General features: G+C 62.1%; 10 protein-coding genes and 1 pseudogene. 8 read left to right on the forward strand and 3 right to left on the reverse strand.

The features are described from left to right. Positions 1-86: 86 nt before the first annotated feature. The 3 genes from PCJ21_RS21290 to PCJ21_RS21300 all read right to left on the reverse strand — a co-directional run bounded on the left by PCJ21_RS21290 (position 87) and on the right by PCJ21_RS21300 (position 3502). Complete coding sequence (locus PCJ21_RS21290; protein ID WP_269933444.1) at positions 87-1811, reverse strand: TRAP transporter large permease; 1725 nt, start codon at positions 1809-1811, stop codon at positions 87-89. Then, positions 1808-2392: a TRAP transporter small permease subunit gene (locus tag PCJ21_RS21295; protein WP_269933445.1), complete on the reverse strand. Its 585-nt coding sequence runs from the start codon at positions 2390-2392 to the stop codon at positions 1808-1810. Before PCJ21_RS21295 ends, PCJ21_RS21290 begins: the two co-directional genes overlap by 4 nt. Before the next feature lie 204 nt (positions 2393-2596). After that, on the reverse strand, positions 2597-3502 hold the full coding sequence (locus PCJ21_RS21300; RefSeq protein ID WP_269933446.1) for a branched-chain amino acid ABC transporter permease: 906 nt from the start codon (positions 3500-3502) through the stop codon (positions 2597-2599). Between the two features lie 95 nt (positions 3503-3597). Between PCJ21_RS21300 and PCJ21_RS21305 the strand changes: the two genes are divergently transcribed. The 8 genes and pseudogenes from PCJ21_RS21305 to PCJ21_RS21340 form a co-directional block, all read left to right on the forward strand. Further along, a complete protein-coding gene (locus PCJ21_RS21305) occupies positions 3598-4194 on the forward strand; it encodes a CGNR zinc finger domain-containing protein (RefSeq protein WP_269933447.1) in 597 nt (198 codons plus the stop codon). After that, positions 4187-4708, forward strand: coding sequence for a hypothetical protein (locus PCJ21_RS21310; protein ID WP_269933448.1), 522 nt, complete (start codon positions 4187-4189; stop codon positions 4706-4708). Before PCJ21_RS21305 ends, PCJ21_RS21310 begins: the two co-directional genes overlap by 8 nt. A gap of 202 nt (positions 4709-4910) precedes the next feature. Next, positions 4911-8387, forward strand: a complete 3477-nt coding sequence (locus PCJ21_RS21315; RefSeq protein ID WP_269933449.1) for an indolepyruvate ferredoxin oxidoreductase family protein — start codon at positions 4911-4913, stop codon at positions 8385-8387. 140 nt (positions 8388-8527) lie between these two features. Then, positions 8528-10837, forward strand: a complete 2310-nt coding sequence (locus PCJ21_RS21320) for a putative bifunctional diguanylate cyclase/phosphodiesterase (RefSeq protein ID WP_269933450.1) — start codon at positions 8528-8530, stop codon at positions 10835-10837. Positions 10838-10972: 135 nt separating this feature from the next. After that, entirely contained in the window at positions 10973-11755 is a 783-nt protein-coding gene (locus PCJ21_RS21325) for an N-acyl amino acid synthase FeeM domain-containing protein (protein ID WP_269933451.1), read from the forward strand. A gap of 91 nt (positions 11756-11846) precedes the next feature. After that, positions 11847-13181 (forward strand): ABC transporter substrate-binding protein, encoded by a 1335-nt coding sequence (locus tag PCJ21_RS21330; RefSeq protein ID WP_269933452.1) that lies wholly within the window; start codon positions 11847-11849, stop codon positions 13179-13181. Positions 13182-13397: 216 nt separating this feature from the next. Next, positions 13398-13646 (forward strand): aa3-type cytochrome c oxidase subunit IV, encoded by a 249-nt coding sequence (locus PCJ21_RS21335; protein WP_269933453.1) that lies wholly within the window; start codon positions 13398-13400, stop codon positions 13644-13646. A gap of 275 nt (positions 13647-13921) precedes the next feature. Further along, positions 13922-14378 (forward strand): annotated as a pseudogene (locus tag PCJ21_RS21340) (Re/Si-specific NAD(P)(+) transhydrogenase subunit alpha); the annotation flags it as partial.

Below are 14378 nucleotides of genomic sequence, written 5' to 3' on the forward strand. Positions count from 1 at the left end.
GGACGGAGCCAGCTCGCTCGTCGGGCCTCTCTCAGGCCTATGAAAAAAGGGCGCCTTGCGGTGCCCTTTTTCGCGTTCGACTTGCGTCAGTTGAAGCTTGGCGGCTTCGTCAGATCGTTGGCGGGCGCTGGCTGGGCGGGAGCCGTGCCGGGGGCCGCCGGAGCACCGAGCGGAGGCAGGCCAAGGCCGCCGCCGAGACCGGGCATGTCCGGCATCTTGATCTCGATCGTCGACGGATCGACGACCTTGCCCTTGTAGTGCATCACCATTTGCGGGAAGGCGATGGTCAGGCCGATCATGATGATCTGGATGCAGACGAACGGCACCGCACCCCAGTAGATCTGGCCTGTGGTCACCGGCTGGATGTTCTTGCCGGTGATGCGGTCGAGATAGGGCACGCGGGCCGCGACCGAGCGCAGGTAGAAAAGCGCGAAGCCGAAGGGCGGATGCATGAAACTGGTCTGCATGTTGACGCCCAGGAGCACGCCGAACCAGATCAGGTCGATACCGAGCTTGTCGGCGGCGGGCGCCAGCAGCGGCACGATGATGAAGGCCAGCTCGAAGAAGTCGAGGAAGAAGGCCAGCAGGAAGACCAGGATGTTGACGGCGATCAGGAAACCGACCTCGCCGCCGGGCAGCGACACCAGCAGGTGTTCGACCCAGAGGTGGCCGTTGACGCCGTAGAAGGTCAGCGAGAAGACGCGGGCGCCGATCAGGATGAAGATGACGAAGGACGACAGTCTTGTCGTCGAAGCCAGCGCCTGGCGGATCACGTCGAATGAGAGCCGACCTTTCGCGGCGGCCATGATCAAGGCGCCGACCGATCCCATCGCGCCGCCTTCGGTCGGCGTGGCGATGCCGAGGAAGATGGTGCCGAGCACCAGGAAGATCAGCGCCAGCGGCGGGATCAGCACGATGATGACCTGCTGGGCCAGCCGCGACATCATGTTGATCTTGAGGCCACGGTCGGCGATCGCTGCGATGTAGATGACGATGATGCCGACACAGGCGCCGAGGATATCGGCGTTGGCGCCATGTGTCGGCGACAGGTAGACATGCGCGGCATAGGCAATCACCGCGGCGAGCAGCAGTGCTGCAAACAGCGAGGTTACGCCGTGGCCGAGCGTGCGGGCCTCAAGCGGCAGGGCCGGCATCGATTTCGGCCGGATGATCGACATCAGGAAGATGTAGCCCATGTAGAGCCCGGTCAGCACAAGGCCGGGGATCAGCGCGCCCTTGTACATATCGCCGACCGAGCGGCCGAGCTGGTCGGCGAGCACAATGAGCACGAGCGAGGGCGGAATGATCTGGGCCAGCGTGCCGGATGCGGCGATGACGCCGGAAGCAACCCTGCGGTCATAGCCGTAGCGCAGCATGATCGGCAGAGAGATCAGCCCCATGGCGATGACCGAAGCCGCCACCACGCCGGTGGTCGCCGCAAGCAGCGCGCCGACGAAGATCACGGCATAGGCGAGGCCGCCGCGGATCGGACCGAAAAGCTGGCCGATGGTGTCGAGCAGATCCTCGGCCATGCCGGAGCGTTCGAGCACGATGCCCATGAAGGTGAAGAACGGGATCGCCAGCAGCGTTTCGTTCGCCATCACGCCCCAGAAACGATCAGGCAGTGCATAGAGCAGCGGCCAGTCGAGGGTAATGGAGTTGTTCGAATAGGGGGCGAGTTCGACGCCGATGAAGAAGAACAGCAAGCCATTGGCAGCCAGAGAGAATGCCACCGGATAGCCCACAAGCATGAAGACGATGAGCGAGAAGAACATGATCGGCGCCATGTTCTGGGCGATGAACTCCATCATGGGCGCACCTCGTCGGCCAGCGCCTTGCCTTCGATCTCGGCGGCCTCATGCGCCGAGATGAAGGGGGTGGGGTCCTCCATGTCGCCGCGCATGATGGCGATCTTCTTGATGATCTCGGAGATGCCCTGGAAGAATAGCTGGATGAAGCCGACCAGCAGCAGCGCCTTGGCCGGCCACAGGATCAGACCGCCGGCGCTCGCCGACATCTCGCCCGAGCGATAGGACAGGCCGACATATGGAACGAAGTAGAAGATCATCAGGATGACAAACGGCATCAGGAAAAGGAGATGGCCCAGCAGGTCGATCCAGTGCTGCACCCTACGTGAGAACAGGCCGTAGACGATGTCGATGCGGATGTGCTCGTTCTGTTTCAGCGTATAGGCGGCAGCCAGCATGAAAGCCGCGCCGAACAGATACCACTGCAGTTCGAGCCACGCGTTCGACGACATGTTGAATGTCTTGCGGACGACCGCATTGCCCGCGCTGACGAGAATGGCGACCAGGATCGCCCATGAAACGGTCTTGCCGATCGCTTCGTTGATACGGTCAATGACCCTGGATAGAGCCAGAAGCCCTGCCATGCATTCCTCCCTTTGATTGGTGGGGCTGCCACGTTCCCCGTTTTGATTTTTGAGCTTGCCCCAGCAGTCCATGGGTATGCTGCTGGTGGGGGCCGCGTCAACATGACCACGGCATGGCGTCAACCGTCGAAAGCCCTGCAAATCCGGGGAAAAGGCGGCCTGACCCTGAGGCATTAAACCAAAGTCGAAAGCGCTTCATCAAGCTCAGGACGCGGCGGGGGCATCCCTGCGCTCGGCAGTCAGGACCAGCAGCGCGGCGAGCAGCGCATACATCCAGGCATCGCGCCACTCGATGGGGAAGTAGCCGGCCCAGAGCGATTCAACCATGCCGAAGACCGCGGCTCCAGTGGCTGGGTTCGGCGGTGAGCAATAGCCGCCCACAGCGGTGACGAAGAGGACCTTTATTCCATAGACGAGGCCGGCGCCGAAGCCGAGATTGCCGTAGTAGAGCGCGGCCAGGATACCTGCCAAGCCTGCGCACAATCCGCCCAGCAGCAATGCGCCGTGGAAGACGCGCCCGATGTCGACGCCGCAAAATTGGGCGGCGAGCGGGTCGTCGGCCACGGCGCGCCAGCAAAGGCCAAAGCGAGAGCGCGAAAGATAGACGGTCGCGGCGACAACCACCGCCGCTGCAACCGCGACATTGATCAACTGGATGACGGTCAGCGTGGCGACGAAAACGCTGTTCGAGGCGAAGATGACCGGCGTGGCCAGCATCGGCGGCAGCCAGTAGTCATGGGTGTCGGCGGAAATGCGGCTCAACTCCATCAGCACGATCAGGACGCCCAGGGTGGCGGCAACGATGGTGTTGGGCGAACGCTCGACCAGGGGTGCCAGGACGGCTCGCGACAACACCCGACTGAGCAAGGCAGCGTATCCCATTGCCACGGCAATGCCGAAGGCCACGGTGACCGGCAGCGTCAGCCAAAGCTCCTGCCAGCCATATACTGCCGCCAGGATCATCGTCTGGCCGCAGAAGGCGAAGATGCCGCCATAGGCGAGGTTGGTGCGGCGGAGCAGGCCATTGCCGAGCGCATAGCCGAAAGCGAGCAAGCCGTAGATCGCAGCCGAGTGAATGCCATTCAGAAGCTGCTGCAGGAAATAGAGCATGCATTACCCAGCGCCGCGGCGTGTCAGTCCTCACGGTCGAGGCTGCATCCGAATTCATAACTTGTCAAATGATGATTACAGGTTAGATTTCTCAAATGACCATTTCCTGGACGCAGCATCGTTTTTCGGGCGGAGTGCTCGCACTCGACACGGCCAATACGGTTGTTCTTCGTGGCGACGCGCAGCGCGGTTTCGATCGCTTTGCCGATCCGCTCGAGATCGAGCGTTTTGCCGAGGCCGCTTCCAGGTTTCGCACCGATGAGTTGAAGGGCAGGGTGCTGGCGGCGCCCGAGCCGCTGAAGGTGGCTGGCAAAGTCATCGCGATCAGGGAAGCTACGGACAGGCTGTTTCGCGGGGCTGCCAGCGACGCGGCGCTGGCGGCCGTGGCGATGCCGGCGTTCCTCAATGCCTGCGCGGCCGGCTTGGCGGGAAGCGGCGAGGCTTTCAGCGCCGACGCGCCGTTCGGCCGTTCGCCACAGCCGCTGGCCTTGGAAGCGGCATTGGCGGTATCGGCGCTGTCGCTGCTGGCGAGTGGGACAATCTCCCGCCTGCGGATATGCCCGAACTGCCGCTGGCTGTTCCTCGACCGCAGCCGCAACGGGAGCAGGCAATGGTGCGACATGGCCGTCTGCGGAAACCGCCAAAAGGCCAAACGCCACTACGACAGGCGCAAGGAGGTGCTCAATGGTTGAGTGGAAGGGTGCAACGTTTGTCGTGCTGTCTGCCCTGATCGCAATGGCGGGATGCCGGGACAGCGGCGACGGCGAGCGCTTCGAGCTTTCGGGCCGGTTGTTCGTCTTCAACTATCGTGTCGCGACTGTGCAATATCTGGTGACGTTGAAGCCACTGAAGCCTGTCGGCAATGGCGAAGTCGCCGTTGCCCGTTTCGACAATCCCGCCGGCGGCGAAGCCATTGTCGTTCGCCAGAAGATCTGGCCGATGCTCGACAAGGTGACGATCCAGAGCCCGCCGCTCGAATGCGTCGCCAAGGATCGTCCCTACAAGGTTTCGATCAGCATAGAAGGGCCGACAGGCAAGGTGCTGCAAACGATCGAAACGACGATGGTTTCTTCGCAGGACCAGTCGATGTTGCCGGACGCGCCGCTGGTCGTGGGGCCGCTCTACGATGCCAATCCCAAGCTGCGTGGCCATCCGGACGGCCGGCTGCCAGGGGCGCGCCACCCGAACTGCCCGCCGGCGGCATAGCAGCCCAGCCCATCGGGCAGCATGGAGAGGAGCAAGCAATGCCGTGCCTTCATCAAGCAACGGCCGGGCGTTGATCTGGCGCTGCTTATTTGCGGTGCAGAGAATTTCGTTTGACGCGACAGCGCGTCCCAGAAAAGCTATCCCTGAGCTACCCAAGGTCAGCTGCCCCGAATCGTGGGCGGTTGGGTCACAGGAAATGCCGATGACGCTTCATGACGTCGCTCTCGATGACAAGTTCGATCTGGGCAAGGAGCGGGTGTTCCTCTCCGGCGCGCAAGCTGTCATCCGGATGCTGCAGATGCAGCGCCAGCGCGACCGTCTTGCCGGCCTCGACACGGCCGGTTTCGTTTCGGGGTATCGCGGTTCGCCGCTCGGCGGGCTCGACCTGCAGCTGTGGAAGGCGAAGAAGCAGCTTGCGCAATCCAACATCGTCTTCCAGCCCGGCCTGAACGAAGAGCTGGCCGCCACCGCCTGCTGGGGTGCGCAACAAGCCGAACTGCTGGGCGAAGGCAAGCATGACGGCGTCTTTTCGGTCTGGTACGGCAAAGGCCCTGGCGTCGACCGCTCGGGTGACGTCTTCCGTCACGCCAATCTCGCCGGTTCTTCCCGGCATGGCGGCGTTCTGGCGCTGATGGGCGACGACCACACCGCCGAATCCTCGACCAACGCGCATGCCACCGAGTTCCTGTTCGTCGACACGATGATCCCGATCCTCAACCCCGGCGGGGTGCAAGAGCTGATCGACTACGGCCTCTACGGGTTTGCGCTGTCGCGTTTCGCCGGGACGTGGGCGGCGATCAAATGCGTCAAGGACAATATCGAATCGACCGCGTCCGTCGACGCCTCGCTTGGACGGCTCAACATCGTCATCCCCGAGTTCGACATGCCGCCGGGCGGGCTCAACATCCGCATCGAGCTCGACCAGCTTGGACAAGAGGCGCGACTGCACGAATACAAGCGCGCCGCTGCCGCTGCCTTTATCCGGGCCAACGGCATCAACCGCATCGTCTACTCAGGCGGCCGCAAGCCGAAGATCGGCATCATTACGGTCGGCAAGAGCTTCCTCGACGTGCGCCAGGCGCTTGATGATCTCGGCATCGACGAGAAGCGCGCCAACCAGCTGGGCATTCGCCTGTTCAAGGTCGGCTGTCCCTGGCCGCTCGATCTTGAGCACATCCGCGACTTTGCCAAGGGCCTCGAGATGATCCTGGTTGTCGAGGAAAAGCGCTCGCTGATCGAGACCCAGGTGCGCGAGGAACTGTACGGCACATCGATGCAGCCGAGAGTGGTCGGCAAGAAAGACGAGCGCGGCGACTGGCTGTTTCCGGCCAAGGGCGCGCTCGACCCCAACGACATCGCCATCGCGATCGGTGAGCGGGTGCTGAAGGTGATCGGCTCGTCGGAGGAGATCGCGGTGCGCGTCGGCAGGTTGCGGCAATACCAGGCGATGCTGGCGGACACCAAGGACGTCGGCGCGCGCACGCCGTTCTTCTGTTCGGGTTGCCCGCACAATTCGTCGACCAGGGTGCCTGAAGGATCGATCGCCGGTGCCGGTATCGGTTGCCATTTCATGTCATTGTGGATGGACCGCAGCACGGTGGGCTTTACCGCCATGGGCGGCGAGGGCGCGCAATGGGTCGGGCAGGCTCCGTTTTCCAAGCGCGAACACATTTTCCAGAATCTCGGCGACGGCACCTACAATCATTCCGGTGCGCTGGCGATCCGCTTCGCGCTCGCCTCGGATGCCAACATCACCTACAAGATCCTCTACAACGACGCGGTCGCGATGACCGGCGGCCAGCCCCATGAAGGCAGCCTGACCGTCGACATGATCGCCCGCCAGGTGCGCGCGGAAGGCGTCGAGCGCATTGCCGTCGTCACCGACGAGCCGGACAAATATGGCGGCCGCTCGCAGTTTCCCGCCGGCACGACATTTCATCATCGCGACGATCTCGATCTTGTCCAGCGCGAGCTGCGCGACATCAAGGGTGTCACGGTCCTGCTCTACGACCAGACCTGCGCTGCCGAAAAGCGCCGGCGTCGCAAGCGCGGCACCTTTCCCGATCCCGACAAGCGCGTGTTCATCAACGAGCTTGTCTGCGAGGGTTGCGGCGATTGTGGCGTCAAGTCGAATTGCGTCTCGATCCAGCCGGTCGAAACGGAGTTCGGCCGCAAGCGCAAGATTGACCAGTCGAGCTGCAACAAGGACTTTTCCTGCGTCAACGGCTTCTGCCCGTCCTTTGTGACCGTGCATGGGGCCAAGATCCGCAAGGCTGAAGGTATTGCCGGCACCAGCGATGCGTTGCAGGGCGTACCCGATCCGCGGCAATTCCCGCTCGGCCGCGATGGCTGGGCCGCGATCATCGACGGCGTCGGCGGTACCGGTGTCGTCACCGTCGGCGCGGTGCTGGGCATGGCGGCCCATCTCGAGGGCAAGGGCTGCGGCATGATCGACATGGCCGGTCTCGCCCAGAAGGGCGGTTCGGTTTTCACCCATGTCCGCATCGCGCGTTCGCCCGAGGATATCAACGCCATCCGCGTCTCTGCCGGCAAGGCGGATCTGATCCTCGGCTGCGACCTCGTGGTTTCCGGCGCGAAGAAGGTGCTGGCGGCCGTTCGCGAGGACCACACGATCTTTGTCGCCAACACCGCCGAGGTGATGCCGGGCGAATTTACCCGTTCGGCCGACTTTTCGCTGCCCAGCGAGCGACTGCGGAAAGCCATACGTTCCGCCGCCGGCGACGGAAACGCGCACTTCTTTGACGCGACGCGCACCGCCTCGGCGTTGTTCGGCAATTCGCTTGGCGCCAACATGTTCATGCTCGGATTTGCCTTCCAGCATGGCGGGCTTCCACTGTCGGCCGAAGCGGTCGAGCGGGCCATCGAACTCAACGGCGAAGCCGTGGCAATGAACGTTTCCGCGTTCCGCTGGGGCCGGCGGGCAGCGCATGAACCGGAGTTCGTCCGCGCGATGGTCGGCCGATCGGGCCAGGGCGAGCAGCGCGAGGTGTCGCAGACGCTGGACGAGATGATCGCGCGCCGCGCGGAATTCCTGACCGCCTACCAGAACGCCCAGTATGGCGAACGATATGCCGGCCGCATCGCTTCGATCCGCGCCGCCGAAGAGAAGGCGAGACCAGGATCGACAGTCGTCAGCGAGGCCGCGGCGCGCAGCCTGTTCAAGCTGATGGCGATCAAGGATGAATACGAGGTGGCGCGGCTCTACACCGATGGCTCGTTCCAGCGCGCGTTGGCCAGGCAGTTCCAGGGCTATGATCGCCTGGAGTTCCACCTCGCCCCGCCGATCCTTGGCCGCAAGGGTGCGGACGGCGTGGCGCGCAAGTCGAGCTTCGGGCCGTGGATGATGAAAGGCTTCAAGCTGCTGGCGGCCATGAAAGGGTTGCGTGGCGGGGCGTTCGATGTTTTCGGCTACACGACAGAGCGGCGCATGGAGCGCGAAATTCTGACGCGCTTCGAAGCCGATCTCGATCTCATCCGCGCGAGCCTGAGAAACGACAATATCGAGGCTGCCGCCGCGCTTGCGTCGGTGCCGCAAATCATTCGCGGCTATGGTCATGTCAAGCACGCGAGCGCCGACAAGGCTGCAGGCGAACGGCAACGACTGGTCGAACGCGTGAAGTCGGCTTCGCCGGAGCCTGTGCTCCAGGCGGCCGAATAGAGATACGAGTTGTTTACCTGAAACTAAATTAGTGGTTGTGGCGCGCAAATCTTCGCGCGGCCAATGATGGCGGCCCAAAGTTTCTAAGCCTTTCTTAAGGCGAATATGACAGTGGTGGGGTCCTCCAGCGGGCCTCGGACGTGCGCAGAAGAAACAACGATATACCGGTCGACGTCTACATACCTTTCGTGGAAACGCTTTTCCGCGACGGCGCGACGCTGGCCGTTGGTATTGTTGCCCAGACGGTTCTGATTGTCGTCGTATACTGGAAGACGGCCCATCCGCTTTATCTGGCCGTTGCACTGTTCATGGTGCTCGTCGGCACTTTGCGGATGCAGAATTTTCGCAAATACAACAACATGCCATCGCCGACGACGTGGGAAGAAGCTCACAAGCGCGAGAACGACTACATCCTCTATGGCACGCTGCATGGTGGGGCGCTGGGGGCGTTCTGCCTTGCAGGCATCTATTTCGCCCATGACAACTTTGCCGAGATTGCCGCTGTCTGCGTGACACTGGCGTCGGCCACTTCTATCGCCGGGCGCAACTACGGCTCGCCGCGCATGGTGATGATTTTCATCGTCACCACCACGTGGCCGATATCCCTCGGATTTCTGTTGCGTGGCGATTTCTATCACGTGTTCCTTGGCTTGTTGTCTGCGCCGTTTCTCTTTGCGATCCGGAAATTTGCCGACACCGTTCGAGACGTGCTGTTTACGGCGGTTTCCGAAGAGAAAAAGGCAAACCATCTCGCGCAGCGCTTCAATCGCGCTCTCAACACCATGTCGCATGGGCTTGTTATGCTCGGCCCCGATGGCCGCGTCGCCGTTGCGAACGCCGAAGCCGCTCAGCTGATGTCGGTCAAGTCGCCCGAGGCGCTGCTCGGGCGCTCGATACATGGTTTGCTGATGCGCGGCGTGGCCGGTGGGCTGCTGGCCCTCAAGGACTGCCGCTACATTGAATCCCAGCTTACGCGCGCGTTGCGCGAGGGCAGGGATCGCAAGGTTCTGGTTTCGTTGTCCAATGGCCAGTGCCTGGAGTTTTCCGCTCGCGAAGGCAGTCAGGAACTCGGCGTCATCACCTTCGAAGACGTGACGGCTCGCGTTGCCGCCGAAGAGAAGATCCGCTTCATGGCTCGCTACGACAGCCTGACGGCTCTGCCCAATCGCGCACATTTCCACGAGGTGGTTGCCGAGTGCCTGCAACTGGGCAACCAGGACCGCTTCTGCGCACTGGCGGTGCTCGACCTCGACGACTTCAAGAGCGTCAACGACACGCTGGGACACCCCGTCGGCGACGGTTTGATCTACGCCGTGGCGGAGCGCTTGGCCGGATTCGCCTGCGAGAGCGTCAAGGTCAGCCGTTTTGGCGGCGACGAGTTCATGATCTATTTCGACCGGATCGACGACGAAGCCCACTTGAGATCGTTGCTCGACAGCATCTTTGTCGGCTTGCAAGGCGAGGTCGACGTAGCCGGCCACCTGTTGCGCATCCAGGCGAGTGGTGGTGCCGTGCTCGGCCTCGCCTCGGCCTCCGATGTGGACGGCATGATCGTCAAGGCCGACCTGGCGCTCTACAAGGCCAAGGAGCAGGGCAAGAATGCCTGGTACCTGTTCGAGTCTGTCATGGATGCGGCATTCCGAAATCGTCAGGTAATGAAGGCAGACCTGCGCGCGGCCGTCGAGGCAAACGGGCTTCGCGTCGTCTACCAGCCGATCGTTTCGATGAGCACGATGCGCATCGCCAGCTGCGAAGCGCTGTGCCGCTGGGATCATCCGGAGCTGGGGCCGGTTTCGCCCGCTACGTTCATTCCTCTCGCCGAGGAGATGGGGATCATCTCGGAAATCAGCACATTCGTGCTGATGGCGGCTTGTTCGGAATGCGCCAAATGGCCCGCGCCGATCAGTGTCTCGGTCAATCTGTCCGCGAAAGATTTCCGCAGCCGCGACGTTGTTGCAAAGGTCAAGGCTGCGCTTGCCGCGTCAAACCTGTCCGCCAACCGTCTCGAAATCGAGGTCACGGAAACGGCGCTGCTCGATGACAAGTCGCAGACCGGCGCCTATGTCGAGGAACTGAAGGCGCTCGGTGTCCGCATTGCCCTCGATGACTTCGGCACCGGCTATTCCAGCCTGAGCTACCTGCACAAATTGCCGCTCGACAAGGTCAAGATCGACCGCAGCTTCCTCGCCGACGTGGCGCAGAATCCGCGTTCATTGCACTTGCTCAAGGGTGTCGTCGACCTTTCCAAGTCCCTCGGCCTGGCCGTGACGATCGAGGGCGTCGAGACCTTCGAGCAGCTCAAGATATTGGCCGTTACGGTTCAACCAGACCTCGTCCAGGGGTTCTTGTTCGGATCGGCACTGTCGTCCTCGGGCATCGAAACCATGTCGAATACCACTTGGCCGTTCGTCGAGGACATCCGCGCCGCAAGGTTATCGTTGCGCCGCTGACCACGCCGTGCGCGGCGAACGGGCAACCCGCTCGTTAACCTTAACAATAGGTAAATAGTTAAACTCGTATTTTTATGTTTTGAAGTTATACCCGCTACCGTAGTGTCCGCGCTGAGCGGGGGTACGGGGAAAATCATGGACTTGCGAGTAGACGCGTATCGTGAACAGTCGAGTGACCAGGGAAGTTCACAGACCGAAGAGATGTCCAGTTTCGCGCGCCACGTCCACGCGCTCCTGGACCGCACCGAATATCGCCGATGCGAGTCGGGCGAGGATTTCGAGAACATTTACCGGCTGCGCTACAATTCGTACCGGATGAACGATCTGGTGCCCGAAAATGCGTCACGAATGGTGCATGATCATTTTGACGAGCTCCCCAATTGCCATACGTTCGGCATCTATGTCGATGACAGGCTTGTCAGCACGCTGCGCCTGCACGACGTGTCGACTGCCACCCCGCTGTCGCCGGCTTTCAGCGTCTATTCAGACCTGTTGGCGCCTCGCGTGGCGGCAGGCGAGGTATTCATCGATCCCAGTCGCTTCGCTGTCGACGTGGAATGGTCGCGCCTTTATCCGCCGATCCCATACATCACTCTTCGCCTGGCGGGCATGGCATGTTTCCATTTCAACGCGCCATATTGCATTTCCATGATCCGCGAAGATCATGCCGCGTTCTACAAACGCATCTATCAGGCGAGGCCGATCGGCGATGCACGCCCCTATGGCGGGGTGATCAATTGTTTTGCCTTGCTCTATCAGGCGGACGTTCTCGCGATCAAGAATGAGACTTACGCTCGCTTCCCATTCTTCAAGTCGACGCCAATGGAGCAGCGGATGATGTTCGGCAAGCCGCCGAAGGGCGAGCTGGCGCCGCTGACCATCTTGCCAACGGCAAAATACTATCGCGAAGCTGCCTGAGCTTCGCGTAGGCTGTCCCCCGCGCGCGAGCATGGCCGCCGATTCCCGATCTTGCGGGGGTCACGCCGCAGATCAGGGACGACCGGCTGGAATGACGACGCACAACACCAAGCACATTTTCGGGATCGCCTTGCTTCTTGCGCTGGCGCTCTCCGGCCCGGCATGCGCCGAGGAAGCGATCGACATCACCAATCTCGCGTTTCGCACCGGTCCCTATGCTGAGACCGGAGCCGCGCTCGCCAATGGCCAGCGCGATTATTTCCAGATGCTCAACGAGCGCGACGGCGGCGTAAACGGCATCAGGCTGAGTTACAGCGAGTGTGAAACCGGCTTCAACACAGACAAGGGCGTCGAGTGTTATGACAAGGCCAAGGCGGCGAGCATCGTCACCCAGCCCTGGTCACCGGCGACCACGCTTGCAATCCTGCCGAAGGCCGCCGCTGACAAGCGGCCGCTGCTCGCCGCGGGCCACGGGATTTCGGCGATGGCCGACGGCACGGTGTTCGGCTGGGGCTTCAATCCTCCGATAAGCTATTGGGACGGGGCGTCGATCCTGCTCAAGGACATCGCCGACGGCGACCTCGACAAGCTGCGCGGCAAGAAGGTCGCGTTGCTGCATCTCGACGCGCCCTATGGCGAAGAACCTATCGCCTTGCTCAAGGAGTATGCCGACACCTTCGGCTTCTCGCTCGTCGCAGTCCCGGTCGGCGCCAAGGAAATGCAGAGCCAGTCGCCGCAGTGGCGGCAGATCAAGGAGCAGGGCGCCGATTTCGTGCTGCTGTGGGGCTGGGGCACGATGAATGCCGGTGCGCTGGCGGAAGCCGCCAAGGTCGGGTTCCCGATGGACAGGATCGCCGGCATCTGGTGGTCGGGCAATGACGAAGACCTGAAAGCCGCGGGGGATGCGGCGAAAGGCTATCGCATCGTGTCGTGGAACATGCCTAGCCGGGAAGCTGAAGCGATGCGCGATATCGAGCGCTACGTGCTCAAGTCCGGCAAGTCGCAGGTCGCGCCGGAAGAACTTGGAGGCCTTCTCTACCAGCGGGGCGTGCTCGCTTCGATGTTCGTCGCCGAGGTGATCAAGGCTGCGCAGCTGCATTTCGACGTCAGGTTGATCAATGGCGAGCAGATGCGGTGGGGGCTCGAGAACCTCAGCATCGACGAAGCAGCGCTTGCTTCGCTCGGCATGGAAGGCATGATTGCGCCTTTCGCGACGTCCTGCCGGGATCATTCGGGGCGCGGCGGCGCCTGGATGCTGCAATGGGACGGCGCGCGCCTGGTCAAGACCTCGGACATACTCAAGGCAGACCAGGAAATGATCGCGCCACTTGTCGAGGCGGAGGCGAAGAAGTTCGCCGAAGCGCACGCGCCCTGGGCCATGAACGAAGGCTGCGCCGCCGGCCAATCCGCGCCGACAGCGCCGTGAGTTTCCGCGCAATTGCGGTCACTGTCCCGTCATACCTCAAGGGTTGCGGCCGTCGTGGCGCCGACTGCCGTCCGGATGGCGGAAGAACAGGCGCAAACTGCCGATTTCCAAGCTGTTGATTGATAATCTTGTCGCAGTCGCGGTGGCAATCTGCCCATTGCCCTGATGCCCCTATTTCGCTATGTGCCCTTGAACTCGTTTTTTGGAGGGACACTCATGGCTGACAACACGCCGACCGGCCCAGTCGAACTTGGCGCCCAGATGGACTACGCCGAGCATGAAGGCACCTACAATCTTTTCATCAAACTGGCTAAATATTGCACGCTCGTCTGCATCGCGCTGATGATCGCAATGGCGTTCGGCTTCTTTGTCCCGGCCGGATTCTTCTCCGCGACCGTGTTGTTCCTGTTGATCGTCGCTGTTGGCGGCTATCTGCTGCGCGACATACCGACTCACATCAGCTGACGCCGTTGCCTGCAGCCGCGATCGCGGCTGCAGCTGTTCCAGCTGAGGGGCTGGAACCGATGGTACTTGCTTCGAATGTAATCAATGCGGACGAAGCGCTTGGGGGAGTTGTCGGTCATTTCACCGGCAGCGCCCAATTCTGGCATGATCTGAAGACGGGTGCGTTGGCGGTTTCCGCCAGTATCCAAGATAGTTTTCGTTGGTAGGGGGGCCGACGCACCGTTTCGCGTCAGTCGCCTTACGTTTGGTAAGGTTCCAGCCGAAAGGACGTGACGGTGGGCCAGACGATATTCATACCTAAAGAGATTGATTTGACCGAGGGTCGGGTAGGCGCTTCGCCGGATACGGTGAAACGCCTTGTCGCGCTTGGTTTCGAGGTTGTGGTCGAGGCGGGGGCGGGGACGCTGTCGCGGATATCGGATGCCGACTACGTGGCGGTGGGAGCTGTCATCGGCAAGGCGTCGGATGCGGGTCGCGCCGACGTTGTGCTGAAGGTGCGCCGGCCGAGCGAAGCCGAGGTCAAGGGCTACAAGGCGGGCGCTGCGGTGCTTGCCATCATGGATCCCTACGGCAACGATGCAGCGATCGCGGCGATGGCCAAGGCTGGTGTCACGGCATTCGCCATGGAGTTCATGCCGCGCATCACGCGTGCCCAGGTGATGGACGTGTTGTCCTCGCAGGCCAACCTCGCCGGCTACCAGTCGGTGCTCGACGGCGCCTATGAGTACGACC

The sequence above is a fragment of the Aminobacter sp. HY435 genome (genome assembly GCF_027568395.1).
Lineage (GTDB): Bacteria > Pseudomonadota > Alphaproteobacteria > Rhizobiales > Rhizobiaceae > Aminobacter.

What these genes read in the sequence shown, in the direction of transcription:
- PCJ21_RS21290 (WP_269933444.1), bottom strand. Translation starts at nt 1,811, where the DNA reads ATGATGGAGTTCATCGCCCAGAACATGGCGCCGATCATGTTCTTCTCG.
- PCJ21_RS21295 (WP_269933445.1), bottom strand. Translation starts at nt 2,392, where the DNA reads ATGGCAGGGCTTCTGGCTCTATCCAGGGTCATTGACCGTATCAACGAA.
- PCJ21_RS21300 (WP_269933446.1), bottom strand. Translation starts at nt 3,502, where the DNA reads ATGCTCTATTTCCTGCAGCAGCTTCTGAATGGCATTCACTCGGCTGCG.
- PCJ21_RS21305 (WP_269933447.1), top strand. Translation starts at nt 3,598, where the DNA reads ATGACCATTTCCTGGACGCAGCATCGTTTTTCGGGCGGAGTGCTCGCA.
- PCJ21_RS21310 (WP_269933448.1), top strand. Translation starts at nt 4,187, where the DNA reads ATGGTTGAGTGGAAGGGTGCAACGTTTGTCGTGCTGTCTGCCCTGATC.
- PCJ21_RS21315 (WP_269933449.1), top strand. Translation starts at nt 4,911, where the DNA reads ATGACGCTTCATGACGTCGCTCTCGATGACAAGTTCGATCTGGGCAAG.
- PCJ21_RS21325 (WP_269933451.1), top strand. Translation starts at nt 10,973, where the DNA reads ATGGACTTGCGAGTAGACGCGTATCGTGAACAGTCGAGTGACCAGGGA.
- PCJ21_RS21330 (WP_269933452.1), top strand. Translation starts at nt 11,847, where the DNA reads ATGACGACGCACAACACCAAGCACATTTTCGGGATCGCCTTGCTTCTT.
- PCJ21_RS21335 (WP_269933453.1), top strand. Translation starts at nt 13,398, where the DNA reads ATGGCTGACAACACGCCGACCGGCCCAGTCGAACTTGGCGCCCAGATG.